A 25,609-nucleotide genomic window follows, 5' to 3' on the forward strand; every position below is an offset into this window, starting at 1 on the left:
AGTATCAATGGCGTAGGTCATGAATGCTATGCAGTTTGAAATGACATTGATTCAGAAAACTCTGCATAAAACCATTCCATCCTGCGCATCCTTCTCCTGACAGAAAAGTTTGGATGAAAAGGTGGAATGTGAAATGAAACCGTTGAAAGACTATGTGGAGATTATTTTTGCGGTGCTGGCGCTGGCGGCTCTGGTGTTTGCGTTCTGGTATTTTCTTGTGGCGGTTCCGGCGAAACATGCGGAGCAGTCCGGGACGTTTGTGATGGTTCCGGGGGCGGAAGCTCCAGTCCGGAAAGGGAGTGTCACAGGGATCTTAAAGACACTTGAGGACGTGGAAAGAAAGCCGTGGAAGGCATGAGCAGTACGACTGTCTACTTAAAAATCCCTCAGGTGAAAGAGGTTTACGAGACAGAAGTGTATCTGGGGATGATCGCAGATGTCCACAGCAGCGACAGGGCTGCGGAGGCGAAGGCGAAAGCCGTGAAGGTCACCTCATTTTCCGGAGAGGGAAAGGAGGCGGCCTATGTCGGAAACGTCATGGATCTTGTGGAAAAGATCGAGAAGACCGGGCAGAATATCCAGGTGGACAATCTCGGAGAAACAGATTTTGTTGTCACATACCGGGCGAAAAGGAGGAAAAGCCGCCTCTGGGAGTGGATGAAGACGGGACTTGTCTCTGCGGTGGCTTTTTTCGGGGCAGCATTTGCGATCATGACCTTCAACAATGACGCCAATGTGACGGATGTATTCGCGAAGCTCTACGAGATGGTCATTGGGACACGGGCGGACGGGCCGACGATCCTCGAGGCATCTTACTCCGTAGGACTTGCAGTGGGGATCCTGCTGTTTTTCAATCATTTTGCATCCTGGAAGATCACGGTGGATCCGACTCCGATCGAGGTGGAGATGCGCCTGTACGAGGAAAACCTGAATAAGACGCTGATCAAAAACGGCGGGAGAAAGGAGTCGGGGATCGATGTATCTTAGACTTGGACTCCTGGCGTTTGCGGGTCTCGGAGCGGGTGCTGTCATTGCGGCCGGAATCTTTGCCTTTCTTGCGATCATCGGTGTTTTTCCGCGGCTCATCGGTGTGACGCACACGGCAGAACATGTGCTGCTCTATGAGACACTGCTGATCCTCGGGGGAGTATGGGGAAATCTGGCGGATCTCTACCGTGTACCGTTTCCGTTTCCTGGGAGAATCGTGCTTGTAATATGCGGCATGTCTGTGGGGATCTTTGTCGGTTGTCTCGTGATGTCACTTGCGGAGACGTTAAAGGCGCTCCCTGTTTTAAACAGACGGATCCGGCTTGCGGTGGGACTTCAGTATGTGATCCTGGCTGTGGCAGCGGGGAAAGCGTTTGGGGCAGCAGTGTATTTTATAAGAGATTTTGGATAATGAAAAGCTGCTTTCGGGCAGCAAAAAGCCCATGGCTGCATAGAAATCCTGCAAAGTGCCTGTCAGCCTCTGTGGCGGTTGAAATTCTGCGCCGGAGTGTATGTGTGTCTGAGTTGAAAATTATGAGGTGAAACTTATGGAGATCGACAAAAAAGAATACGGAAACTATGTAAAGCAGGTGACGCCGGTCCACAACACCTGGAAAAATCTCTGGCGCGCATTCCTGGTCGGCGGACTGATCTGCATGCTGGGGCAGATTCTGATTTCTGTCTATATGTCTTTCGGTATCGAAAAAGAGAGCGCTGCATCATGGACAACCTTAAGTCTCATCGGACTCAGCGTGATCCTCACGGGAACCCATATATACCAGAAAATCGTAAAATTCGGCGGTGCCGGAGCGCTCGTTCCGATCACCGGTTTTGCAAATTCGGTGGTTTCGCCGGCAATCGAATATAAGGCGGAGGGCCATGTCTTCGGGATCGGCTGCAAGATCTTTACGATCGCCGGACCGGTGATCCTCTATGGGGTCTTTGCGAGCTGGGTACTCGGAATGGTGAAATTTTTCTGGAGATTCTAGGAAAATTCGGATCTTATACAGTCGAACGGTCTCTTCGTATGCTTTTGTATTTTACAATATTTTAGCTAAAAAGTCCTTGACTTAAACCTAAGTTTAAGTTTTATAATCATATCAGAAAATGAACTTATGCGGCTGTGTAAAAGAACAGCCGCAAACTTTTTATCACAAAAAGGAGGACATTGTGGCACAGAAAATTTTACCGGGAACCGGCGGAGAACATTATATTCCATATGAAGAGAGAACGGGGGAGGAGTCTGTTGTATACTTTACAAGAGATCTCTCCCCGGAAGGTCTGAGAAAGATCTACGAGCGCGTCAATGAGAAGATCGAGGGAAAGATTGGGATCAAGCTCCACACAGGCGAGAAGAACGGTCCGAATATCATCCCGCATACATGGGTGAAGGAACTGGTCGAGAAGGATCTTTCGGATGCAGCGATCGTGGAGACGAATACATATTATGAGGGAGACCGCTATACGACAGAACAGCACAGAGAGACTTTAAAGGTCAATGGCTGGACATTCTGCCCGGTGGATATCCTGGATGAGAACGGAACGACGATGTTCCCGGTAAAGGGCGGAAAATGGTTTACCGAGATGTCTGTGGGAAAAGATCTTGCAGATTATGATTCCCTGGTTGTCCTGACTCACTTTAAAGGTCACACGATGGGCGGTTTCGGCGGTTCCAATAAGAATATCGGGATCGGCTGTGCGGACGGACGGATCGGAAAGGGAATGATCCATACAGTAGAGGGTTCCGACAATATGTGGAGCATCAGCATGGAAGAGCTTATGGAGCGCATCGCGGAATCCACGAAATCAGTTGTGGACCATTTCGGTGAACACATCACATTCGTGAATGTTCTCCGCAACATGTCCGTATCTTGTGACTGTGAAGGATGTGCGGCTGCTCCGGTCGTAACACCGAACATCGGAATTGTTGCGTCCCGCGATATCCTTGCCGCGGATCAGGCTTCCGTGGACCTTGTGTACGCATTAAAGGAAGATCAGCATAAAGATCTCGTAGAGCGCATGGAGACCCGCCATGGTCTTCGCCAGCTTTCCTATATGAAGAAACTCCACATGGGCAACGACAAGTATAAACTCATCGATATCGATGATGAGGACCATGAGATCATTCCGAAGGAAGCAGTCAAAGATGTAAAGCCGTTTGAGGGCTGATCGTAACGCGCGAAACGCAGATATGGAAATAAAATATGGAAATGAAAAAGATGCTGAAATTCAGAGAGTGCTGGATTTCCGCATCTTTTTTTTCATTTTGGGGAAGATATCGGTATCAAACATTTGCATGCTGTCACAGTGTACGGAAACTTCTTGACCATGAATGGCAACGGGAAAACCGGAGCAGCAGATCATATGGGAGAAGTTGCGGAACGGTTGTTTGGCTATGAGCAGGCAGCGAAAGCGGATTGCAAATATCCGCTGAGAAATAAAAGACAGGAGCAGGAATGAAATGAAAGGAAAAACAGGAGAAGGAAAAAAACAGCGGGGTCGGGCGAGCATTGTATTTGAAACTCCGCCAGTGATTACCGCCGCAGCTTCAACCGTGGGAAAGAAGGAGGGGGACGGGCCGTTGGGGACATGTTTTGACCGGGTGGAGCTGGATCCCATGCTGGGGAAGAAAACGTGGGAGGAGGCGGAGAGCGAGCTTCAGAGCAGGACTGCGGGGCTTGTGATCGAAAAGAGCGGGCTTTCCAGGGAGGAGATCCGGTACTCGTTTGCGGGCGATCTTCTGGCTCAGCTCATTGCGACGTCGTTCGGGAATGTGAATCTGGAGATCCCGATGTTCGGACTTTACGGGGCCTGTTCCACGATGGGAGAAGGACTGGGGCTGGGTGCCATGTGCGTGGAGGGCGGATTCGCAGACCATGTGCTCGTGAGCGCGTCCAGCCATTTTGCCTCGGCGGAAAAGCAGTTCCGGTTTCCGTTGGAGTATGGGAATCAGCGGCCGTATTCGGCGACATGGACGGTGACAGGCTGCGGTGCGGTGATCCTATCTTCCGGGAGTTATCGGGGAGAGGAGCCGCCGCTTGCGAAGATCACGGCGGTGACGACCGGAAAGATCGTGGACATGGATTTTCATGATTCCATGAACATGGGCGCGGCGATGGCGATGGCGGCGCTCGATACGATCGTCAGGAATTTCCGGGATCTCGGGGTGGATGAGACGCATTACGATCAGATCATCACCGGTGATCTCGGGACTGTCGGAAGGAGACTTCTTCTCGATTATCTCATGCAGGCGGGATACCGGATCGAGAGCCGGTATATGGACTGCGGGATTGAGATGTTTTCACCGGAGGAGCAGGATACCCACGCCGGAGGAAGCGGTTGCGGGTGTTCGGCTGCGGTATTGTGCGGATATATTCTGCCGAAGATCCGGAGCGGGGAGTGGAAGCGGGTGCTGTTTCTGCCTACGGGAGCGCTGCTTTCGACGGTGAGTTTTAATGAGGGGAAGAGTGTGCCGGGGATCGCGCATGCGGTGGTGCTGGAGGTGTCGTAGCTTGTGCCGGTGGCTGTGCGGCTGAAGGTAGTGTTCACTGCGCGCAGTAGTAGCTATGAGGTTGAAAATAACTGCTGGAGATTTTTATATTAGAGAATTATATCAGGAGAAGGTGCCACTATGGAATATATAAAAGCGTTTGTGGTCGGTGGATTGATCTGCATGCTGGTGCAGATCCTGATGGAAAAGACAAAGATGATGCCGGGGAGAATCATGGTGTTGCTGGTGGTCAGCGGGAGTGTTCTGGGATTCCTTGGCGTTTATGAGCCGTTTGCAGAGTGGGCGGGGGCCGGAGCGACGGTTCCGCTTTTAGGGTTTGGAAATACGCTGTGGAAAGGCGTTGTGAAGGCGATGAGCGAGGATGGTGTGCTGGGAATCTTTAAGGGAGGATTTACGGCGAGTGCGGTCGGGATCAGCGGGGCGCTGGTGTTTGGGTATCTGGGGGCGATCGTGTTTCGGCCGGGGATGAAGGAATAGGGGGGGTACGCGGCGGGGAGACTCCGGGCGCGGACGCTTGGTGGATTCCGGGAGGGTTCCTCTAGGCTTGCAGAAGAATGCTAAAGGCGGATAGCTGCGGACACAACTCGCTGCGCTCAGACAAGTGTCCGCAGCTATCCAACGCATTCTCCTGCGAGCCAAGAGGAAGCCAGCTCCCGGAATCAGGCGGTCCGTGCCCGGAGTCTCCCCGCCGCTGTGTATTGGCATGGGTGGGCTGTTTTTGCCCTGGAAGGGCAAAAAGGCGCGGATGTTTGGAATGTGGGGAGATGAGGAGGTATGATAGATGATTTTGCACAGTAAAGGATGTTTCTTCTCCAGGGGATAAAGAGTGATGGCGGCATGTAAAAATACATGGAATCTTTTGCGAATATACGTTATAATCATACATTATGAGAATACTGGTCAGTGTTGCCGGAGCGGAGGAAGATGGATGGCTCATGGAGGGGATGCTGTATGTGGGGAGTCTATCGTATGGATATGGTGTGGGATGACTGACAGGAGGAGACAGGATCGTTTATGGCGAGGGTGAGTGATGTTTTGAAGCTTCCGGTCATGCGGGGAGTGCGTGTCCTTGCAGGGGAAGCGGGGCTTTCTGGGAAAGTGGAGCATGTGACGGTGATGGAGGTTCCGGAGATCAGGCAGTGGTTGAAGGGGAATGATTTTCTGATCACGAGTTTTTATTCTGTGAGGAAGAGTGAGGAGGAGCAGTGTGCGCTGATCCGGGAGGTCGCGGACATTTGCTGTTGCATCGCGGTGAAGACGGGGCCGTATGTGGCGTGTATCTCAGATCGTGTGCGGGAAGAGGCGGATGAAGTGGGGCTGCCGATCCTGGAGTTGCCGGAAGCTCTTCCTTATATTGATATTATCGTGAACGTGATGAACCTGATCTTTGAGGAGGAAGGAAATTCGGCGATCCTGGAGAAGTATGTGAAGGATATTCTATACGAGAATTACAGTGACAGGGTCCTGATGGCGGAGCGCGGGAGACTTTTTGGGATGGATGTGGAGCATGACTGGTTTGCGGCGGTCGTGATCAATTTTAGGAAGATGGTCGTGCCGGATGAGCAGGATTGGAAGGGGATCCGTTTTCTTGCCAGAGCGGTTCTTGGACTCTTTAGGGAGAGAGCGGAGATCACGGAGTGTATCCGGATCCCGTTAAAGAAGGGATATCTTCTCCTGGCAGAGGGAGAGACGGAGGACAAGGTCAGGATGGTCCTTGCGGATCTGTTTACGGAGGAGAAGATCCGGGAACTCTGGGATGCCGGGGCGGACCGGATCGTCTGTGCGGCCGGATCAGTCCGGAGAGGTCTTACCGGGATCCGGGATACATACAGCGATGCGTTTCAGGCGATCCGGGTCCAGAGAAAGCTCTGGCCGGAGACGAGTGTCTGTCAGTATGAAAAAGTCCGGGCATTCTGTGCGCTTCAGGAGTTTTTTGAGTCCGGAAAGGGAAAAACATTTGAAGAAATCTTAAAACCTGTGGAGAGTCAGGAGTTCCTCGATACACTTGCAACTTATTTTAGCTGTTCCGGAAACCTCGATCAGGCAGCGGAACTTCTCCATGCACATAAGAATACCGTGAAATACCGCCTGGGGCGGATCCAGGCGCTCACGGGGCTGGATCTTAAGAAACCGGAGGACAATTTTATGATCTATATGGCGGTACTGGCGTGGAAGCTGGGAGCGGGGGTATAGCAGTATAGAATGCAGGGTTCTTTCTTGGTTTACATGACTTCGATTCCCTGAAAATGAAAAACGGAAAACCATGATCCGGGTGGAAGGCGTTGTTTGTCTGTAACGCCAAAAACAATCCTCTTTTTTTGTCGTAATACACATATGATTCTGAGTATTTTGCGTTTATAATGATATTATCAGAAAAAGCATACTGGAAATCTGTTTCCTGAAGGAGAACAGGCGGACAGTTACGATAAACATGAGCATACGCAGGAGGAAGCGCATATGAAGCATAAACCCAAGGATATTCAGTACTGTGAAAGACTGTTTCAGAGTTTTTATGAGATCGGGAGCACGCCTCAGGGAGGTGTGACAAGACTTGGCTATACGGAGACGGAGGACGCGATGCATGAGGTCTTCAAAGGACTCGGAAGGGAACTCGGCGGATCGATCCATACGGATGAGGTCGGAAATACCTATGTGGCCAATACGGATGAGATGGGGTATACGCTGATCGGTTCGCATCTCGATTCCGTGATCGACGGCGGCCGCTATGACGGCGTCGCGGGTGTGATCGCGGGACTTATGGTGATGAAGTGGGCGAAGGAGGACGGTCTCCGGATCCCGCTGCGGGTCGGTGCATTCCGCTGTGAGGAGTCGAGCAATTTCGGCTGCTGTACGATCGGAAGCGGACTGATCACGAAGGAAGTCTACAAGCAGGATATCGGACATCTGACTGCGAAAAACGGGGAGACTCTGGAGCAGATCTTTGCCAGCCGCGGTCTGAACCTTCATCCGAAACAGATCTCCGGTGTGGGGCGTTATCTGGAACTCCATATCGAGCAGGGAAAGGTCCTCGAGGAATATCAGACGGAGGTCGGGATCGTCGGCACGGTCGCGGGACCGATCCGGTACCGGGTGTATTTGAGAGGAATGGCGGAACATTCCGGAGCGACGCCGATGGACATGAGGAGTGACGCGCTGTGTGCGGCGGCGGAGATTATCCTGGAGTTAGAAAAGATCGGAAAGCAGGAATCTGCGTACCAGTCCGTTGCAACCGTCGGCGTGATCCAGAATTATCCGAACGTTTTAAATGTGATCCCGGGACGTGTAGAGATCGGCGTGGACATGCGCGGGATCGATCAGGACAGCTTAAACTGCATGGAACGGAATTTCAAGGCCGCTGTGCGGGAAAGCTGCAAAAAGCGCGGCGTTGAGTATGTGGCGGAAAAGATCAACAGCATCCCGCCGATCAGGATGAGCTCCGAGGTGGAAGACGGCCTGGAACAGGCGGCAAAGAAGCTCGGGATCTCGAGCCGGAGAATGCCGAGCGGTGCCGGCCATGATTCCATGTCTTTTGCAGATATCTGCGACACTGGCATGGTATTCATCCCGTGTCGTGGCGGAATTTCCCATAACCCATCCGAGCACGCAGAAATTTCAAGTATCTGTGACGGGGCGCGGGTGATGTATGAATATCTGAAAACAGTCGCCGGTTTGCAGGGACAGGAATAGGCAGTGAGTTTGAGTGTGGTGCCTTCGGGTACATGCAGGAGAAAAATTCGGTGCACAATGAAATTCCGGGTGAAATTCTGTGGACACGATCAGAAAGCAGTTCTGGATTTTTACAGTGGATGATGGTATAATATCTGCATTGCGACATAGAAGTACGATCAATGAGGAGGAACTGATTATGGATATCGTGTGTCTTGACCTGGAAGGAGTTCTCGTGCCGGAGATCTGGATCGCATTCGCGGAGGAGAGCGGGATCCCGGAGCTTAAGAAAACGACGAGAGATGAGCCGGATTATGATAAATTGATGAACTGGAGACTTGGAATTTTAAAGGAACACGGTCTTGGTCTGAAGGAGATCCAGGAGACGATCGCAAAGATCGACCCGCTCCCGGGCGCGAAAGAGTTTTTGGACAAGCTTCGTGAGATGGGACAGGTTATCATCATCAGTGACACCTTCACGCAGTTTGCAAAGCCGCTGATGAAAAAACTCGGCTGGCCGACGATCTTCTGCAACTCTCTGGAGGTTGCCCCGGACGGAACGATCACAGGGTTTAAAATGCGGATCGAGAAGTCGAAGTATACGACGGTAAAGGCGCTCCAGTCGATCGGATTTGAGACGATCGCGAGCGGCGACAGCTACAATGACCTCGGAATGATCGAGGCGAGCAAGGCGGGATTCTTATTCCGCAGCACGGAGCAGATCAAAAAGGATCACCCGGAGCTTGCGGCATATGAGACATATGACGAATTATTTGATGCGATCAAAAAGGCAATGGAAGCGTAATAACGGAAAGGCGTGAAAGACTACAGCCGGTACATGATACCGGCTGCGGCTTTCAATTATCATGCATCCGAAAGGAGCTGCCGGCGGCTGCGAAGGACATACGAATGTGCCATGGCACATTCCTTTTTTCTGTCCTGAATAGGAAAAATTCCGTATGATACCAATGGGGTCGCGGATTTTGCCGATTCGGAATGCGGAGCGTGAAAGGCATGACGGTTCCGGACAGGAAATGATTTGGGGAAAGGATCAGAAACGATGGAGAAATCCTATGAAAAAGTCATTGAATATGTAAAGAAAGGGATCGGAAGCGGAGAGATCCAGGCGGGAGAAAAACTTCTTCCGGAGCGGGAGCTCGCCCAGAAACTGGAGATCAGCCGCAACTCTGCAAGAGAAGGACTCCGGATCCTGGAGAACATGGGAGTCCTGGAGAGCCAGCAGGGAGCCGGGAATTATGTCTCCGGAAATTTTGATGAGATCCTCGCGGAGATGCTCTCATTCATGTTCATCTTAAAAAAGATCGATGTGGATAAGATCACGGAATTCCGGTCCACCCTGGAATGGGGAGCGCTTGAGAGCGGGGTCCGTCAGGCAACCGCGGAGCAGCGCGAAAAAATGATGACATATCTGGAAAACCTGGAGAATGCTGAGACGGAGGAGGAGCGTGTCCGCTGGGACAAGGCGATCCACTATCTTCTGATCGAGGCGGGCGGGAATCTCTGCATGATCGCGAACTATAAAGCACTCAATAAGATCATGGATGAGTATATCCCGAAGATGCGCGGAAAGATTATCGAAGGAATGCACAGCGAACAGTTTTTGAGCCGTGCGCACCGGACGCTGGCGGAAGGTTTTGCGGAAGGAAATATCGAGAAGGCACGAGAGGGACTGAAACTCCATTTCCATTATATTTATCAGTATATGTAAGGAGCAGGAGAGAACCGGAATCAGGAATCGTAAACGATTCAGAGGAACTGGAAAGAGATCCGGCCTGCAGAGCACGGAGAAAGAAAAGAGGAGCAGACTTCCTGAGATTGACAAAAATCAGACAATCTGTGCGAAATTCATGCAAAGAAAAACAAAATGTCTTGACAAAAATACAAGACAGCGCTATCCTTGTATCAGAAAAAATACACTGCTTATGAGAGCAGTTATTTTTTAAGACTAATTGGTTCTACCAATAAGAAGCGAAAAAACAACAGTGTGCGCATAGTAAAAACAAATGTTCACATTGTTTTAAAAACAATATGATTGGTACTACCAATAAAAACGATGATCGATACGATCAAAAAGATAGCAGGAAAAGGACAGGAAAGACAGGAAACGACATTTCATGTCAGACTGGAGGGGAATATGGCAAACATCACACTTCCGTACGGAAGAGAGAACAAGACGGTCTGTATTCCGGACGAGCGGCTGCGGGGGATCCTAGTTTCCGGAGCGCATGGATACCATGCAGAGAAACAGGAGCGCGAGATCGTGAGGGATGCGATGGAGCACCCGATCGGATCACCTCGTCTGAGAGAACTTGCGAAGGGAAAAGACAACATCGTCCTGATCGCAAGTGACCACACGAGACCGGTCCCGAGCAAAGTGATTTTTCCGGAAATGTTAAAGGAGATCAAGGAAGGCAATCCGAATGCGAAATTAACAGTTCTGATCGCGACAGGTTTCCACAGGGAGACCACGAGAGAGGAGCTGGCAGATAAGTTCGGTGAGGAATACCTGGACCGCGACGATATCCGCTTTGTAGTACATAAAAGCCACAACAAAGAGGAGATGAAGGAGATGGGAGTTCTCCCGTCCGGCGGGATCTTAAAGGTCAACCGGATCGCTGTGGAGGCGGATCTTCTGATCTCGGAGGGCTTTATCGAACCGCATTTCTTTGCCGGATTTTCCGGAGGGCGAAAGAGCATTCTTCCGGGAGTTTCCAGTGCGGAGACGGTCATGGCAAACCACTGCTCCAAATTTATCGACAGTCCGAATGCAAGAACGGGAATCCTTGATGGAAATCCGATCCACAAAGATATGGTATTTGCGGCAAAGACCCTGAAGCTTGCCTTCATCGTCAATGTGGTCCTCGATGAGAACAAGAAAGTCATCCGGGCGTATGCCGGGGACTTCGATCAGGCACACAGAGAAGGATGCCGCTTCGTCGATAAACTTTCCGGAGTTGACGCGATCCCGGCAGACATCGTGATCTCCACAAACGGAGGTTACCCGCTCGACCAGAACATTTACCAGTCGGTAAAGGGAATGACGGCTGCGGAGGCCACCTGCAATCCGGACGGAGTGATCATCATGGTCGCAGAGTGCGGACAGGGTCACGGCGGTCAGTCTCTCTATGACACCTTTGCAGGCGGAAGAGACAAAAATGAGATTATGAAGCAGTTTCTCGACACACCGATGGAGAAGACGATCCCGGATCAGTGGGAAGCACAGATCCTGTGCAGGATCCTTTTAAAACACAAGGTGATCATGGTGACTGGTGCACCGGAATCCATGGTGCGGGATATGCAGATGGATTACGCGGAAAGTGTGGAGGAAGCGATCCGGATGGCGGATGCGTACCTTGGCAAAACGGATGCGGGGATCACCGTGATCCCGGACGGGGTATCCGTGATCGTGAGAAACACGAAAAAATAGAAAGACAGCAATACGGAAAGTGCCGGAAACTTAGAAAACCTGTCAGAAAACAGATTTGAGAGAAAAAGGCATGGACCCGTTTCATAAATCTGAATCCGAATGACTGAAAATTTAGGATATGAGAAGAGGAGAAACAAACATGGAAGCAAAGAAGTACAATCAGGTGACGCCTGAGATCCTGGAACAGTTCAAAGCGATCGTTCCGGGAAAAGTATACGCAGGTGAGGAGATCAACAGCGACTATTTTCATGATGAGATGCCGATCTACGGAAAGGGAATCCCGGAGGTTGTGATCGAGGCGACAACCACAGAGGACATTGCAGCGATCGTGAAAGTCTGTTATGAGAACTCCATCCCGGTGATCCCGAGAGGAGCAGGAACCGGTCTTACCGGAGCGGCGGTTGCTGTTGATGGCGGCGTCATGATCGACATGACCAAGATGAACAAGATCCTCGGATATGACCTTGAAAACTTTGTTGTCCGCGTAGAGCCGGGCGTTCTGTTAAACGACCTCGCGGAAGACGCACAGAAACAGGGACTCTTATATCCGCCGGATCCGGGTGAAAAATTCGCAACACTCGGTGGCAATGTTTCCACAAATGCAGGCGGCATGCGCGCAGTAAAATATGGATGCACAAGAGATTACGTGCGCGCGATGACGGTTGTCCTTCCGACAGGTGAGATCGTAAAAATGGGCGCGACGGTCTCCAAGACAAGTACCGGCTACAGCCTGCTGAACCTGATGATCGGTTCTGAGGGAACACTCGGCATCATCACCGAGCTCACCTTAAAACTCATCCCGGCTCCGAAGGAGACGATCAGCCTGATCATCCCGTATGAGAACCTGGAAGACTGTATCGCGACCGTTCCGAAGTTCTTCATGAATCATTTCCAGCCGCAGGCAGTGGAGTTCATGGAGAAAGAGATCGTCCTCGCTTCCGAGCGTTATCTCGGAAAGAGCGTATTCCCGAAGCAGGTCGAAGGTGTTGACATCGGTGCTTACCTTCTTGTGACATTCGATGGTGACAGCATGGACCAGCTGGAAGAGCTAACCGAGCAGGTTGCTGAAATTGTTCTTGACGCGGGAGCAGTCGATGTTCTCGTTGCGGACACACCTGCAAAGAAGAAAGATGCATGGGCAGCGAGAAGCTCCTTCCTCGAGGCGATCGAGGCGGAGACAAAACTCCTCGACGAGTGCGACGTTGTTGTTCCGGTCAACCAGATCGCAAAATATCTGACATATGTCAAAGGTGTTTCCGAGAAATATGATTTCGCAGTCAAGAGCTTCGGACATGCAGGAGACGGCAACTTACATATCTACACCTGCGCGAACGATCTGGATGAGGAGACCTTCAAGAAAGAAGTTTCCGAGTTTATGGCAGACATCTACAAGAAGGCAGCAGAACTCGGCGGCCTGATCTCCGGTGAGCACGGGATCGGCTTCGGAAAGAAAGGCTACCTCGCAGAGTTTGCCGGTCCGGTCAACATGCGCCTGATGCGCGGTATCAAGGAGACCTTCGACCCGAAGATGATCTTAAATCCGGGCAAGATCTGTTATGACCCGAAGGAAGAGGCATAACGATCCGTTTATGATTCCCCCCGGCGGCAGCCGCTTTCCTCCCCATTTGGCAGCCGCCGTACACCATATTTGTCAAATAACTGCCGGCCGGTGTGCTCCCACGCACCGGTCAAACAAAAAGAGACACGAAAGGAAATCGATTATGGCATATTTAATTTCTGAAGAAGCGCAGGATCTCCTGCAGGATGTAAAAAATTTCTGTGACAAAGAAGTTGTTGAACAGTGCAAAGAATACGATGTTTCCGGCGAATGGCCGAAGGCAATTTATGAGAAAGCGATCGAGCAGGGATATCAGGCTCTCGAGGTTCCGGAAGAGTACGGCGGACCGGGACTTTCCCGTGTGGATGTAGCAGCACTCATCGAGCAGATGGCGATCGCAGATGCCGGATTTGCGACCACGATCTCTGCGAGCGGCCTTGGAATGAAGCCGGTTCTGATCGCAGGGAATGAAGAGCAGAAACAGCATGTCTGCGACCTCGTTCTCGACGGCGGTTTCGGTGCATTCTGCTTAACAGAGCCGGGTGCAGGTTCCGATGCCAGTGCAGGCAAGACGACCGCAGTCAAAGACGGCGATGAGTATGTATTAAACGGAAGAAAGTGCTTCATCACAAACGGCGGCGTCGCTTCCTTCTACTGTGTAACGGCGATGACAGATAAGTCCAAAGGCGTAAAGGGAATCTCCATGTTCCTGATCGATGCAGGGACTCCGGGTCTCTCCACCGGCCATGAGGAGAATAAGATGGGAATCCGTACTTCCAACACCTGCGATGTTGTTCTGGAAGACTGCAGGATCCCGGCAGCGAACCTCATCGGTGAGGAAGGAAAGGGCTTTGGCATCGCAATGAAGACGCTCGACCAGGCGCGTGCATGGATGGGCTGCGTGGCGACCGGTATTGCACAGAGAGGCATCAATGAGGCTGTCGCATACGGCAAAGAGAGGATCCAGTTCGGCAAACCGATCATCAAGAACCAGGCATTACAGTTTAAGGTAGCCGATATGGAGATCAAGACCGAGACTGCCCGTCAGATGGTCGCACATGCCCTGACAAAGATGGATATGGGACTTCCGTACAGCAAGGAATCCGCGATCGCGAAATGCTACGCATCCGACATTGCGATGGAAGTTGCTTCCGAGGCGATCCAGATGTTCGGCGGTTACGGCTACAGCAGAGAATACCCGGTCGAGAAGCTCTTAAGAGATGCGAAGATCTTCCAGATCTTTGAGGGCACCAACGAGGTACAGAGGATCGTTGTTGCAAATAATGTGATCGGGAAATAAATAATGAAATAAGGGAACTGTTCAGCAGGTCTGCGCACTTGCTGCGCTGACCGTAATACCTGTGAGGGGACTGAACAGCTGCGAATAAGTTTGGAGGATAACATGGAAATTTTAGTTTGTGTAAAACAGGTTCCGGACGATTCCGTAGAGATCGCTCTGGATCCGAAGACAGGCGCACCGGCGCTCGACGGTGTGACACCGGTCGTAAACGCATTTGATACATATGCACTGGAGATGGCAGTCCGCTTAAAAGAGGCAGCAGGAGGAGAGGTCACAGTTCTTTCTATCGGTGATGAGAGCGTTAAGAACTCTTTAAAGAACTGTCTGGCAGTCGGCGCTGACTATGCATATCTGGCAGCAGATGACGCATATCAGAATGCGGATCCGGAGGTCATCGCAAAAGAACTCCAGGCCGCAAAAGCAGAGATCGAGGAGAAGACAGGAAAGAAATTTGACATCGTATTCTGCGGCAAGGAGACTACAGACTTTGCATCCGGACAGGTTGGAACGATCCTCGCAAAGGAGCTTGACGTTCCGGTAACTGCTGACATCGTTGATATCACAGCCGGCGAGGGCAAAGTGACAGCAAAACAGGAGACTGAGGAAGGTTACCGCATGATCGAGTCCGTTCTTCCGTGCGTTGTGACCGTCAATAAGCCGGAGTATGACCCGCGCTATCCGACGATCAAGAGCAAGATGGCAGCGAGAAAGAAACCGATCGAGGAGCTCGCAGCGGCAGAAAAGGCAGAGGCTCAGGTAACGGTCCTCAAGGTCTATGAGCCGGCAAAGAGAGCTGCAGGAACAAAGATCAAGGTGGAAGATCCGGAGGAGGCAGTGCACCAGGCACTTGCCATGATGGATGAGGCAAAGGCGCTCTAAGACTGCCTGATTTGCCGGTCTGAATGCAGTTCATGGCAGAAATGTTCATGAACTGCAGCAATCTAGTCGTGGAAGGAAATGAAAAAATGAAATATACAGATGGAAAGAATATCATGGTCTGCGTCCAGAGCGCAGACGGCGCTGCGATCGGAGCTGCACTCGAGACAGTCAGCAAGGCAGCAGAGCTTGCGAAAGCAGCAGGAGAGGAAGTCCTCGCAGTCGTATTCGGGAAAGATACCGATACAAAGCCTGTGATCGCAGCAGGAGCGGCAAAAGTCCTCACAGCAGGAAGCAATGAGCTTCAGGCAGCAGAGAAAGCAGAGATCCTTACAAAGCTTGTGGAAAAATATCAGCCGAAGGCTCTCTACATGGCAGGAACACCGGAAGGAAAGATGATCGCTCCGGCAGTTGCGGCAGCGTTTGAGTCCGGCTGTGCGACGGATGTGACAGGGATCACTGCAGACGGTGTTTACACAACACTTTCCTACAACGGAAATGTATTAAACGACATGAAGATGGGAGAAAACCTTCCGCATATCGCGACTGTCCGTTCCGGATCCTTCGCAAAGAATCTGGATGAGAGCAGGAGCGGAGAGGTTGCAGATGAGGATGTGACAGCAGAGGATGTCCGCACAAAGGTCGTTGAGACTGTAAAGGAGATCGCTGAGAGCGTCAACCTCGAGGAAGCCCAGGTCATCGTATCCGGCGGAAGAGGAATGGGAAGCAAGGATAATTTTGCTCTTGTGGAACAGCTTGCAGAGGTACTTGGAGGCGTTGTAGGCGCTACAAGACCGGCGATCGAGGAGGGCTGGGTATCCAGAGCCCACCAGGTCGGACAGTCCGGCAAGATCGTCGCTCCGAAGCTCTACATCGCATGCGGAATCTCCGGTGCGACCCAGCACGTATCCGGTATGATCGGTTCCGGATATATCGTAGCGATCAATAAAGATGAGGACGCATCCATCTTTGATGTGGCCGATGTCGGAATTGTCGGAGATGTCACAAAGGTTCTTCCGGTGATGATCGAAGAGATGAAGAAGAGAAAAGCAGAATAAAGCGAGCGGATCACAGTCAGAATTTACAGAAAATGCCATGATGTAAATGAAAACACGCTTCGCGTAAATTAAGAAAAATCCCCCGGTATGGAAAGTGCCGGGGGATTTTTCTTAATGGAAAAGAGCTTACTTTTATGCAACGTCTCAGACTCTTTTTTGTATACAGGGAAACCGGATATATGCTCATAAAAATGGGGCTGTCGCACTAACGTGCGGCAGCTCATTTCATATTTCCAACACAAAACGCCGAGCTTCGAAAAGCCCGGCGTTCGTGGTATAATCAGTTTATGCGACTAAACAAAATAATACAGAGAGATTATACCTCTTTTTCTCTGTATTATCAAATCAAACTTCCGCTGGATTTAGAGATTTCTATTCCATCTGATGATCCGGTTCGTCTGGTAAGTGCCTTTGTGGAGGAAATGGACCTTTCTGAACTGTATAAAACTTACAGCAGGATCAGAAAAAATCAGGCAACGCCGCGTCAGATGCTGAAACTCGTCATCTATGCAGCAATGAATCGAATCTACTCAAGCAGGGATATCCAAAAGGCATGCAAACGGGATATCAACTTTATGTACCTCCTGGAAGGAATGCCGGCTCCTGACCATGCAACGATCGCGCGTTTTATCTCCCTGCATTTTTCGGCTTGTGCAAAGGTACTGCTTGCCCAAATGTCAGATCTGCTCTATCTTCTTGGTGAGATCTCAGGAAAGACCATTTTTATTGATGGCACCAAGATCGAGTCTGCAGCCAATAAATATACCTTTGTATGGAAACGGGCTATTACGAAAAATCAGGCCCGGTTATACACAAAACTATCTTCTTTTGTGGCTGAATGCGAAGAACTCTATGGAATCAGGACCGTATACCATGACCGGATATCCATCCACACATTAAAACGGTTAAAGAAGCAGTTGTGCCGCATAAAAGTGCAGGAGGGAATTGTGTTTGTACATGGAATCGGGCGTAGAAAAACACAATTACAGAAATCTCTGGAACAGCTGGATCAATATCTGGAGAAACTAAAGGAATATACAAAAAAGCTGTATACGCTTGGGGATAGAAACAGCTATTCCAAAACAGACCCTGACGCAACCTTCATGAGAATGAAAGAGGACGCGATGCTGAATGGACAGTTAAAGCCTGCTTATAACATTCAGCATGGAGTGGATTCCGAATACATCACATGGATCGATATCAGCCCGCACCCTACCGATACACGTACCCTGATCCCGTTTTTGAAAGACATGGAGAATCACCTGGGATTTAAGTATTCAGAAGTCGTTGCAGATGCCGGGTACGAAAGTGAAGAGAACTATCTTTTCATTGAGGAAAACGGACAGACCGCCTATATAAAGCCGCAGAACTATGAGATTTCGAAGACCCGAAAATACAAAAAAGACATCAGTAGAAGGGAAAACATGGAGTACCATGCAGACAGAGACAGCTACATCTGCCTCAACGGAAGGGAACTAACTGTCACAAATGAACGCAGAAGTAAAACAACTAGCGGATATGTCAGTGTAAAAACTTATTACAGAAGCCCAGACTGCACTGGTTGTCCTTATAAAACGGAATGTATCAAGGGAAACAACTGCAAAACACCTATGGAAAAGCGCAATAAAGTGCTGATGGTTTCAAAAACAATGAGCCAGAAACGCGCAGAAGATCTGGAACGGATCACAAGTGAGTATGGAACGATGCTCCGTATGAATCGCAGTATTCAGGCAGAAGGTTCTTTTGCTGACGTAAAAGAGGACATGAATTTTCGAAGATATCTGTATCGTGGAAAGGCAAATGCACTGGCAGAGAGCATCCTTCTGGCGATGGGACGAAATATCAATAAGCTTCATTGCAAGATTCAGACCGGAAGAACGGGAAGTTATCTTTTTCCATTAAAAAGGGCATAGATTTTGATAGTTGAAAACAAAACAGCCTGAAATAAGGCATGCCGAAAGGGATGCCTGGGAATGAACTGCGTTTATAAAGAATGGCATCGAAAACGTGACCGATTTCGATGCCATTTGGGCATAAAGCAGGGCTGCCGCCCAGCAAAAAATATTTGCTAATGCGACAGCCCCATTTCCTATGGATTTTATTCGTATCCGGGACCTCTCGGGATATATACCTGGTCAAGCGGCGATTTCGGCGCTGCCTTTGTGGTCTCGGGAACCGTTTCCTGCGTGGTCTCAGCCTGAGAGGAGCTGTTTTCATCAGACGTCTCATCGCTCGGGACTACAACGGAAGACGATCCGTGGATCGTGCAGGTTCCAGGTGAGCGGTACTTTGAATCATCCGTTCCGCCGGACTCACCTTCCGGGATCACCATGAAGGTTCTCGTGGTCTTTTCCGGACAGTATTCGGTCGCAAGACCGCCGGATTCACTGCAGACGGTCAGCTGGACGTGATGATCGCAGACCTCGGTGGGAACTGTCCCCTTTGCGAAATATTCCGTGTAGACGGCGCTTCCTCTCGGGTCATGATCGCAGACGCCTGGGATCGCGAGTTTTCCGGATTTCCGGCAGATCTGGGCGGTCGTGACGGAAGACGGAACCGGGAAACCGGTATCTGCAAGTCCTTCGTGGATTGTTGTCATGATCTTTTTCCAGATCTTCTTGTGGTAGGAAGTGCTGCTTCCGATCGCGGAGATCTTCTGGTTATCATCACATCCGGACCAGATTCCCGCCGTGTAATACGGGGTAAATCCGACGAACCAGATATCGTTGTTGCTCGTTGTCGTACCGGATTTACCGGCATTGGACATCCCCGGGATATTAGCCACCGCACTGGTGGAGTTTAAGCTGACTCCGGAGGAGGCGAACATGCGGCTGCTCTCCATCGACTGTGCCATCGCATCCGTGAGAAGGAATGCGGTGGAATCCTTGAGAACACGTTTTGTCTCCGGCTCATTCTCCAGAAGAACTTTTCCGCTGTGGTCCAGGATCTGGGTGAAGAAGACCGGCTTCGTGTAGATACCGCCGTTTGCGATCGCAGCGAACGCGTCCGTCAGCTCCAGGTTGGAAACACCTTTTGTAATACCGCCGAGAGCGGTAGAGGCGTTGTAATCGCTGTCCGTCAGGGAGGTGATCCCGAGGTTTCTCGCGTATTCCACGCCGAGCTGAGGTGTCACAGTCTCGATCATACAGCGCACGGCAACGATATTCATGGAGTAGACGATACCGTCACGGATCGTACTGTAGCCCATATAGCCTTTGCTGCTGTACCAGTTCCGGAATGTCTTTGTTCCCATCGTGTACGGAGCATCATAATAGACACTTCCGAGGGTAGCTCCGCATGTATCGATCGCCGGAGCGAAGGATGTGATGACCTTGAAAGTAGATCCAGGCTGGCGGAGCGTGTTTGTCGCACGGTTTAAGGAACGGCTGACTTCTTTCTGCCCGCGGCCGCCGCTCAGGGCTTTTACATAGCCGTTGGACTGGTCAATGAGGACGAAGGACGCCTGCGGCTGGAGTACGTAGTGTACGGATTCACCGAGAATCGTATCGCCTTCCTTTGTCATCGCCGTCCGGTATTTCTCGATCGCCTCATCCGCCTTTTCTTTCGAGGTGAACAGGCCGTCAAAGTTAGATTCTCCGAGATCCTTGCGGAAATATGTCTTTAAAGTCTCATCAGAATAGTTCGTTGTTGTCTGGTCTGCGTGCTGGATCGACAGCCGATAGTCGATCGAGTAGTAGACCACGTCATAGTTTTCAGGATTGCTGATCTCCGTATCCACAACGGACTGGATATCAGGATCCTGGGTGGTGTGGATCTCAAGACCGCCGGAGAAGAGGAGATTGTAGGCCTGTGTCTCCGTGTAGCCTTTTTTGTCCTGCAATGCTTTTAACACCTGGTCGATCAGCTCGTCGGTAAAGTAGGAGTACGGAGTCTGGGTCTCCTTTGTGACGATATCCACGTTTTTGATGCGGGAGTAAACGTCATCGGCGAGAGCCTCTTCCTGTTCGTCCTTCGTGATCTTTCCCTGCTCGTACATGTACTGGAGGATGACGCGGCGTTTTTCCTCGTTGCGCTTTCTTCCGTTTTCGGAGAGCGGGTTGAATCTCGACGGGTTCTGGGTGATACCGGCGATGACCGTTGCCTCTGAGAGCGTGAGCTCCGAGACGTCCTTGTCAAAGTAGCGGAGAGCCGCCGCCTTTACGCCCAGGGTGTTGTTTCCAAGGTTGATCGTGTTTAAATAGTTTTTGAGGATGATCTTTTTATCCATGATCTTCTCTAACTGGATCGCCAGATACTGCTCCTGGATCTTTCGCTCAAGCTTTTCTCCGAAGGTGTCCTCATTTCCGCCTTCAAAGATATTGTTTTTGATGAGCTGCTGGGTCAGGGTACTTCCGCCGCCGGCACTGGAGTCGCCGGTGATGATCCCGACGGCCGCACGGACCATCGAACGGACGTCAACGCCCTTGTGGGACCAGAACCTGGAATCCTCGATCGCAACGAAGGCGTCGATCAGGCACTGGGGAAGTTCCTCGTAGGATGCCTCAAGACGGTTCGCTCCGGATTTTACGAGCGTTTCCGTGAGGTTTCCCTTACTGTCATAGACCATGGTGGCATAACCGCTTGGTTCGATGCTCGCCACATCAATCTCCGGGGCCGCATCGATCACGCCCTTGAAGATCCCGTAGCCGAAGCTGATCCCAAGCACCGCCGCAAACAGGACAAGGATCAGGATGATCTTTGTGAGAAGAAGTACCAGATGTGAGGTAATCTTCTGAGCCCTGGAATTTGTTTTGCAGAGTGCCTTTTCCACCTCGTTTTTTCCATAATTCATTCAGGATGCCTCCTTTGTCATTCCCTAATTATAGCAAAGTTTCTTTCATTTATAAATAGTTATTGTGGAAAAGTTTGGTTTGTATTATGATATTTTTGACCGCAAAGTGGGGAAATATGAAGGAAAAATTACATTTTGTGGTCGGATTCGTCAAAAATATGACAAAAAGATAAATATCATGGGCGACTTTCCATGATGTGGAATTCAGAAACGACACTCAGCTATATACAGGGAACATAGAAAAATACACCGTTGGATTGGTTGCATTTGTACATTTCGGCGGAAATTTTCTGTCATATGCAAATGAAAACAGGAAGCAGGGAATGGCTGAGCTGACTTTTGAAAAAGGAGATAAGATATGGCTGCTGACAGCGTAAAAATTTTGTATAAAGGCGGAACGGCGGAGACTGAGGTGAAGAAATCCCGCTTTATCGCGAACTTAAAGCCGGTGGAGTCCGAGGAGGAGGCGACGGCATTTATCGCGGAGATGAAGAAGAAATACTGGGATGCCCGCCACAACTGCCAGGCGTTTACAATCGGGATGAACCACGAACTGACCAGGTGCAGCGATGACGGGGAGCCTGCCCAGACGGCGGGACGCCCGATGCTCGATGTGCTCCTCGGCGAGGATGTCCACAATGTCTGCGTTGTGGTGACCAGGTATTTCGGCGGAACACTGCTCGGGACCGGAGGACTTGTACGGGCTTATTCGGGTGCGGTGAAGGAAGGACTTGCGGCCTCCGAGATCGTGGAGAAGAAGCGCGCCTTTGAGATGAAAATCGTGACCGATTACACGGGAGTCGGAAAGATCCAGTATATTCTCGGGCAGGAAAACATGACGGTGCTCGACAGCGTGTATACAGATAAGGTGGAATTCTCCGTTCTCGTCCCGGTTGCTGCTTACGACGGTCTGGAAAAGAAGATCACGGAAGGAACGAGCGGCAGCGCGAAGATCGAAAAGGGCGACGAGGTGTGGTACGGCACACTTAATAAGGAAGTGATCCTTTTCTAGACCAGCCATCAGCACCAGGACATAAGAGGCTGAGGGCTGATTTCCCACGGAAATGGCAGAAGAGAAGATAGAGGGCGGCAATCTGTACGGTGTAGACTTTCGCGCTCGCATGCCGTAGGAGGCACACAGTCTGAACATAGGCATTTAGCAGCCTGTTTTCTCAGGCGGAAACAGAGGCGCTCTCCAGAGAGTAAGAGATGTCTAACCGCAAATTGCTCAGAAATAAACACAAAGAATGGCGAATTCACCCCGAATTTTGGATGATTTTGTATTGCATTTTGATTTCATGAATGCTATAATTTTGAGTCGGTAACGCAAAAATCAGGAAATGTAACAGATACAAGATAAGATGACTGTGCAAAACGGGTCGGAAAATGATCGGTGTGCGGACAGTTATAGATGAAGAAAGAGGATTGATTATGAAGATCAAACGCGAAGATATCAGAAACATTGCGATCATCGCCCACGTTGACCACGGTAAAACGACCCTGGTAGACCAGTTATTAAAGCAGAGCGGCGTATTCCGCGCAAACCAGGAAGTAGAAGAGCGTGTCATGGACTCCAATGACATCGAGAGAGAGAGGGGAATCACTATCCTCTCCAAGAATACGGCTGTATTCTACAAAGGAGTAAAGATCAACATCATCGACACCCCAGGCCATGCGGACTTCGGCGGTGAGGTTGAGCGTGTCCTTAAGATGGTAGACGGTGTTGTTCTCGTTGTCGATGCATTTGAGGGACCGATGCCGCAGACAAAGTTCGTTCTCCAGAAGGCACTTGACCTTGACTTAAGAGTTATCGTCTGCATCAACAAGATCGACCGCCCGGAGGCAAGACCGGAGGCAGTCATCGATGAGACACTGGAGTTATTCATGGACCTCGATGCATCCGATGAGCAGCTCGACTGCCCGTTCGTATATGCGTCCGCCCGTGCAGGTTTTGCAAAGAAAGAATTAGATGATCCGGAAGTGGACATGAGTCCGTTATTCGAGACCATCATCGACTATATCCCGGAGCCGGAAGGTGATCCGGATGCTGAGACCCAGGTCCTGATCAGCACGATCGACTACAACGAGTTCGTTGGCCGTATCGGTATCGGTAAGATCGACAGCGGTTCCTTAAAGTTAAATCAGGACTGCGTGATCGTAAACCATCATGATCCGGACAAGATGAAGAAAGTAAAGATCGGTAAGCTCTATGTATTCGATGGCTTAAAGAGAGTTGAAGTACAGAGTGCGACGATCGGTGAGATCGTTGCGATCTCTGGTATCCCGGATATCCACATCGGTGATACCCTCTGCTCCCCGGAGAAGCCGGAGGCGATCCCGTTCCAGAAGATCTCCGAGCCGACGATCTCCATGAACTTCATGGTAAACGACAGCCCGCTCGCAGGTCAGGAAGGTAAGTTCATCACTTCCCGTCACCTCCGCGACCGTCTGTTCCGTGAGTTAAACACAGACGTCAGCCTTCGTGTCGAGGAGACAGAGTCCGCAGACTGCTTCAAGGTTTCCGGACGTGGTGAGCTCCATCTGTCCGTCCTGATCGAGAACATGCGCCGTGAGGGCTTTGAGTTCGCTGTCAGCAAGGCAGAGGTTATCTACAAATACGATGAGAGAAACAGAAAGTTAGAGCCGATGGAGCTTGCTTATGTGGATGTTCCGGATGAGTTTACCGGAGCTGTCATCCAGAAGCTCACGAGCAGAAAGGGCGAACTTCAGGGAATGAGCCCGACAAACGGCGGCTACACAAGACTTGAGTTCTCCATCCCGTCCAGAGGTCTCATCGGTTACCGCGGTGAGTTTATGACAGATACAAAGGGTAACGGTATCTTAAACACAAGCTTTGACGGATACGCTCCGTTCAAGGGCGAGTTAAGCTACAGAAAGACAGGCTCCCTGATCGCGTTTGAGGCCGGTGAGTCCATCACCTACGGTCTGTTCAACGCTCAGGAGAGAGGTACTCTGTTCATCGGACCTGGTGTAAAGGTTTACTCCGGTATGGTCGTCGGACAGAGCCCGAAGGCAGAGGATATCGAGATCAACGTCTGCAAGACAAAGAAGCTGACAAATACACGTTCCTCCAGCGCGGACGAGGCATTAAAGCTTGTTCCGCCGAAGATCATGAGCCTGGAGCAGTGCTTAGACTTCATCGATACCGACGAGCTTCTTGAGATCACACCGACGAGTCTTCGTATCAGAAAGAAGATCCTCGATCCGACTCTCAGAAAGAGAGCAATGATCAGCAAGAAGAGCCAGATGTAATCTGATCCGGAACGAATTGAGATACAAGTGAAGAGGGGATTGCGAAGACGCAGCGTGATCTCTGAAAATAGAAAGAGAAAGCAGGATCGCTTCCGCAGGTTGATTTGTGGGGCGGTCCTGCTTTTTTCGAACAGATGGCCTGCATTGGCAGATGATCGAGCGAGCGTGAAAGAGCTGGATTTGCGGTTTGCACGAGCTGGTCTATGAAAGAGGGAGAATTATGATACATATTCTTATCAGTGCCTGTCTCATCGGTGAGAACTGCAAGTGGGATGGGACGAACAATCGGAATCAGGGTGTGCTTGAGTTTATGAAAAAGATGGAGGGAAAGGCCGAGTTCCATCCAGTCTGTCCGGAACAGCTGGGCGGTCTTCCGACTCCGCGTGCGGCTTCCGAGATCCATATGCCGGATGAGGCGGTGATCAATACGGAGGGCGAGGATGTGACGGGAGAGTTTCTTCTCGGTGCGGATGCGGCATTGCAGACAGCGAAGAAGTATGGATGTGGGATCGCGATCCTGAAGGATAGAAGTCCGTCCTGCGGATCGAATGGGGTTTATGATGGGAGTTTTTCGCATAAGCTGCGTGAGGGAATGGGGAAGACGGCGGCGGTGTTGGCCGGGTATGGGTTGAAGGTGTATGGGGAGAGCCAGATTGAGGAGCTGGTGGATCTTCTGGATAAAGATATGAAGGAATGATGTGATTGGCGAGAGGGACGCGGTGAGCTTCCGGGCAGGGGCGCTGGGGATGCGGGGAGGGTTCCGCTAGGCCTGCGTGAGACTGCTAAGGGCGGACGAGTGGAGGTAGCCAGCGCCTTTTATATAGGAATTTTCTGAACTGAAAATTCCGTATGATACAGTAGCGGTCGCGGATTTTGCCGATTCGGAATGCGAAGCATCGGCAAAATCCTGTCACAGTGCGCAGGCAGGAAGGCCTGCGTACTGTGACACAACTCGCTGCGCTCAGACAAGTGTTATCGCTTGTCCAACGCAGTCACCCGCGGGCCAAGAGGAACCAGCTCCCCGGATCATGCGCCCCTGCCCGGAAGCTCACTGCTGTTGGTTGGCGTGAGATGATAAATGCAGAGGGTTCGAAAGGCATGGAAACGTTGTGAACGTGTTTCCATGCCTTTCTAGGTTTG

General features: G+C 50.8%; 22 protein-coding genes. 21 read left to right on the forward strand and 1 reads right to left on the reverse strand.

Annotated elements, in window-relative coordinates; genetic code table 11:
- The first annotated feature begins 133 nt into the window (after window positions 1-133).
- The 18 genes from ACXMYH_RS07120 (at window position 134) to ACXMYH_RS07205 (ending at window position 18,317) form a co-directional block, all read left to right on the forward strand.
- The gene (locus ACXMYH_RS07120) at window positions 134-358 is read left to right on the forward strand and encodes a hypothetical protein (protein ID WP_486555780.1); all 225 of its coding nucleotides are present in this window, start codon (window positions 134-136) and stop codon (window positions 356-358) included.
- Complete coding sequence (locus ACXMYH_RS07125; protein ID WP_118320928.1) at window positions 355-987, forward strand: stage V sporulation protein AA; 633 nt, start codon at window positions 355-357, stop codon at window positions 985-987. The genes ACXMYH_RS07120 and ACXMYH_RS07125 overlap by 4 nt, the downstream gene beginning before the upstream one ends.
- Complete coding sequence (locus ACXMYH_RS07130; protein WP_118296825.1) at window positions 977-1,399, forward strand: stage V sporulation protein AB; 423 nt, start codon at window positions 977-979, stop codon at window positions 1,397-1,399. The genes ACXMYH_RS07125 and ACXMYH_RS07130 overlap by 11 nt, the downstream gene beginning before the upstream one ends.
- A 136-nt stretch (window positions 1,400-1,535) precedes the next feature.
- Window positions 1,536-1,976, forward strand: a complete 441-nt coding sequence (locus ACXMYH_RS07135) for a SpoVA/SpoVAEb family sporulation membrane protein (RefSeq protein ID WP_329752008.1) — start codon at window positions 1,536-1,538, stop codon at window positions 1,974-1,976.
- 181 nt (window positions 1,977-2,157) lie between these two features.
- Window positions 2,158-3,156, forward strand: coding sequence for a DUF362 domain-containing protein (locus ACXMYH_RS07140; protein WP_486555781.1), 999 nt, complete (start codon window positions 2,158-2,160; stop codon window positions 3,154-3,156).
- A gap of 159 nt (window positions 3,157-3,315) precedes the next feature.
- Entirely contained in the window at window positions 3,316-3,447 is a 132-nt protein-coding gene (locus ACXMYH_RS07145; protein ID WP_275950579.1) for a hypothetical protein, read from the forward strand.
- Window position 3,448: 1 nt separating this feature from the next.
- Complete coding sequence (locus ACXMYH_RS07150; RefSeq protein ID WP_118531712.1) at window positions 3,449-4,498, forward strand: stage V sporulation protein AD; 1,050 nt, start codon at window positions 3,449-3,451, stop codon at window positions 4,496-4,498.
- Window positions 4,499-4,618: 120 nt separating this feature from the next.
- Window positions 4,619-4,975, forward strand: a complete 357-nt coding sequence (locus ACXMYH_RS07155) for a SpoVA/SpoVAEb family sporulation membrane protein (protein WP_118513449.1) — start codon at window positions 4,619-4,621, stop codon at window positions 4,973-4,975.
- Between the two features lie 537 nt (window positions 4,976-5,512).
- Complete coding sequence (locus ACXMYH_RS07160) at window positions 5,513-6,691, forward strand: PucR family transcriptional regulator (RefSeq protein ID WP_486555782.1); 1,179 nt, start codon at window positions 5,513-5,515, stop codon at window positions 6,689-6,691.
- Between the two features lie 264 nt (window positions 6,692-6,955).
- Window positions 6,956-8,185, forward strand: coding sequence for a hydantoinase/carbamoylase family amidase (locus ACXMYH_RS07165; protein WP_486555783.1), 1,230 nt, complete (start codon window positions 6,956-6,958; stop codon window positions 8,183-8,185).
- Between the two features lie 178 nt (window positions 8,186-8,363).
- Window positions 8,364-8,969 carry a bifunctional phosphoserine phosphatase/homoserine phosphotransferase ThrH gene (gene thrH, locus ACXMYH_RS07170; RefSeq protein WP_118513444.1) on the forward strand — a complete coding sequence of 202 codons (606 nt, stop codon included), beginning with the start codon at window positions 8,364-8,366 and terminating at the stop codon, window positions 8,967-8,969.
- A 255-nt stretch (window positions 8,970-9,224) separates the two neighbouring features.
- A complete protein-coding gene (locus tag ACXMYH_RS07175; RefSeq protein ID WP_118531914.1) occupies window positions 9,225-9,893 on the forward strand; it encodes a FadR/GntR family transcriptional regulator in 669 nt (222 codons plus the stop codon).
- A gap of 426 nt (window positions 9,894-10,319) precedes the next feature.
- Window positions 10,320-11,612 carry a nickel-dependent lactate racemase gene (gene larA / locus ACXMYH_RS07180; protein ID WP_486555784.1) on the forward strand — a complete coding sequence of 431 codons (1,293 nt, stop codon included), beginning with the start codon at window positions 10,320-10,322 and terminating at the stop codon, window positions 11,610-11,612.
- Between the two features lie 139 nt (window positions 11,613-11,751).
- A complete protein-coding gene (locus ACXMYH_RS07185; RefSeq protein ID WP_118531706.1) occupies window positions 11,752-13,191 on the forward strand; it encodes an FAD-binding oxidoreductase in 1,440 nt (479 codons plus the stop codon).
- Between the two features lie 142 nt (window positions 13,192-13,333).
- Window positions 13,334-14,470, forward strand: coding sequence for an acyl-CoA dehydrogenase family protein (locus ACXMYH_RS07190; RefSeq protein ID WP_118296809.1), 1,137 nt, complete (start codon window positions 13,334-13,336; stop codon window positions 14,468-14,470).
- A gap of 102 nt (window positions 14,471-14,572) precedes the next feature.
- A complete protein-coding gene (locus tag ACXMYH_RS07195; protein ID WP_118531704.1) occupies window positions 14,573-15,349 on the forward strand; it encodes an electron transfer flavoprotein subunit beta/FixA family protein in 777 nt (258 codons plus the stop codon).
- A gap of 86 nt (window positions 15,350-15,435) precedes the next feature.
- Window positions 15,436-16,404, forward strand: a complete 969-nt coding sequence (locus tag ACXMYH_RS07200) for an electron transfer flavoprotein subunit alpha/FixB family protein (RefSeq protein ID WP_118320939.1) — start codon at window positions 15,436-15,438, stop codon at window positions 16,402-16,404.
- Between the two features lie 287 nt (window positions 16,405-16,691).
- Window positions 16,692-18,317, forward strand: coding sequence for an IS1182 family transposase (locus ACXMYH_RS07205; protein WP_486554761.1), 1,626 nt, complete (start codon window positions 16,692-16,694; stop codon window positions 18,315-18,317).
- A 185-nt stretch (window positions 18,318-18,502) separates the two neighbouring features.
- On the opposite strand, the gene ACXMYH_RS07210 is transcribed toward ACXMYH_RS07205, so the two are convergent.
- On the reverse strand, window positions 18,503-21,196 hold the full coding sequence (locus ACXMYH_RS07210; protein WP_486555785.1) for a transglycosylase domain-containing protein: 2,694 nt from the start codon (window positions 21,194-21,196) through the stop codon (window positions 18,503-18,505).
- Window positions 21,197-21,554: 358 nt separating this feature from the next.
- Here ACXMYH_RS07210 and ACXMYH_RS07215 point away from each other — a divergent pair, with 358 nt between their 5' ends.
- The 3 genes from ACXMYH_RS07215 (at window position 21,555) to ACXMYH_RS07225 (ending at window position 25,166) form a co-directional block, all read left to right on the forward strand.
- A complete protein-coding gene (locus ACXMYH_RS07215) occupies window positions 21,555-22,208 on the forward strand; it encodes a YigZ family protein (RefSeq protein WP_118296801.1) in 654 nt (217 codons plus the stop codon).
- Between the two features lie 419 nt (window positions 22,209-22,627).
- Window positions 22,628-24,469: a translational GTPase TypA gene (typA, locus tag ACXMYH_RS07220; protein WP_118531696.1), complete on the forward strand. Its 1,842-nt coding sequence runs from the start codon at window positions 22,628-22,630 to the stop codon at window positions 24,467-24,469.
- A 220-nt stretch (window positions 24,470-24,689) separates the two neighbouring features.
- Window positions 24,690-25,166, forward strand: coding sequence for a 2-thiouracil desulfurase family protein (locus tag ACXMYH_RS07225; RefSeq protein WP_215702812.1), 477 nt, complete (start codon window positions 24,690-24,692; stop codon window positions 25,164-25,166).
- Window positions 25,167-25,609 lie beyond the last annotated feature (443 nt).

The organism is Pilosibacter sp. NGB245, from assembly GCF_057397225.1.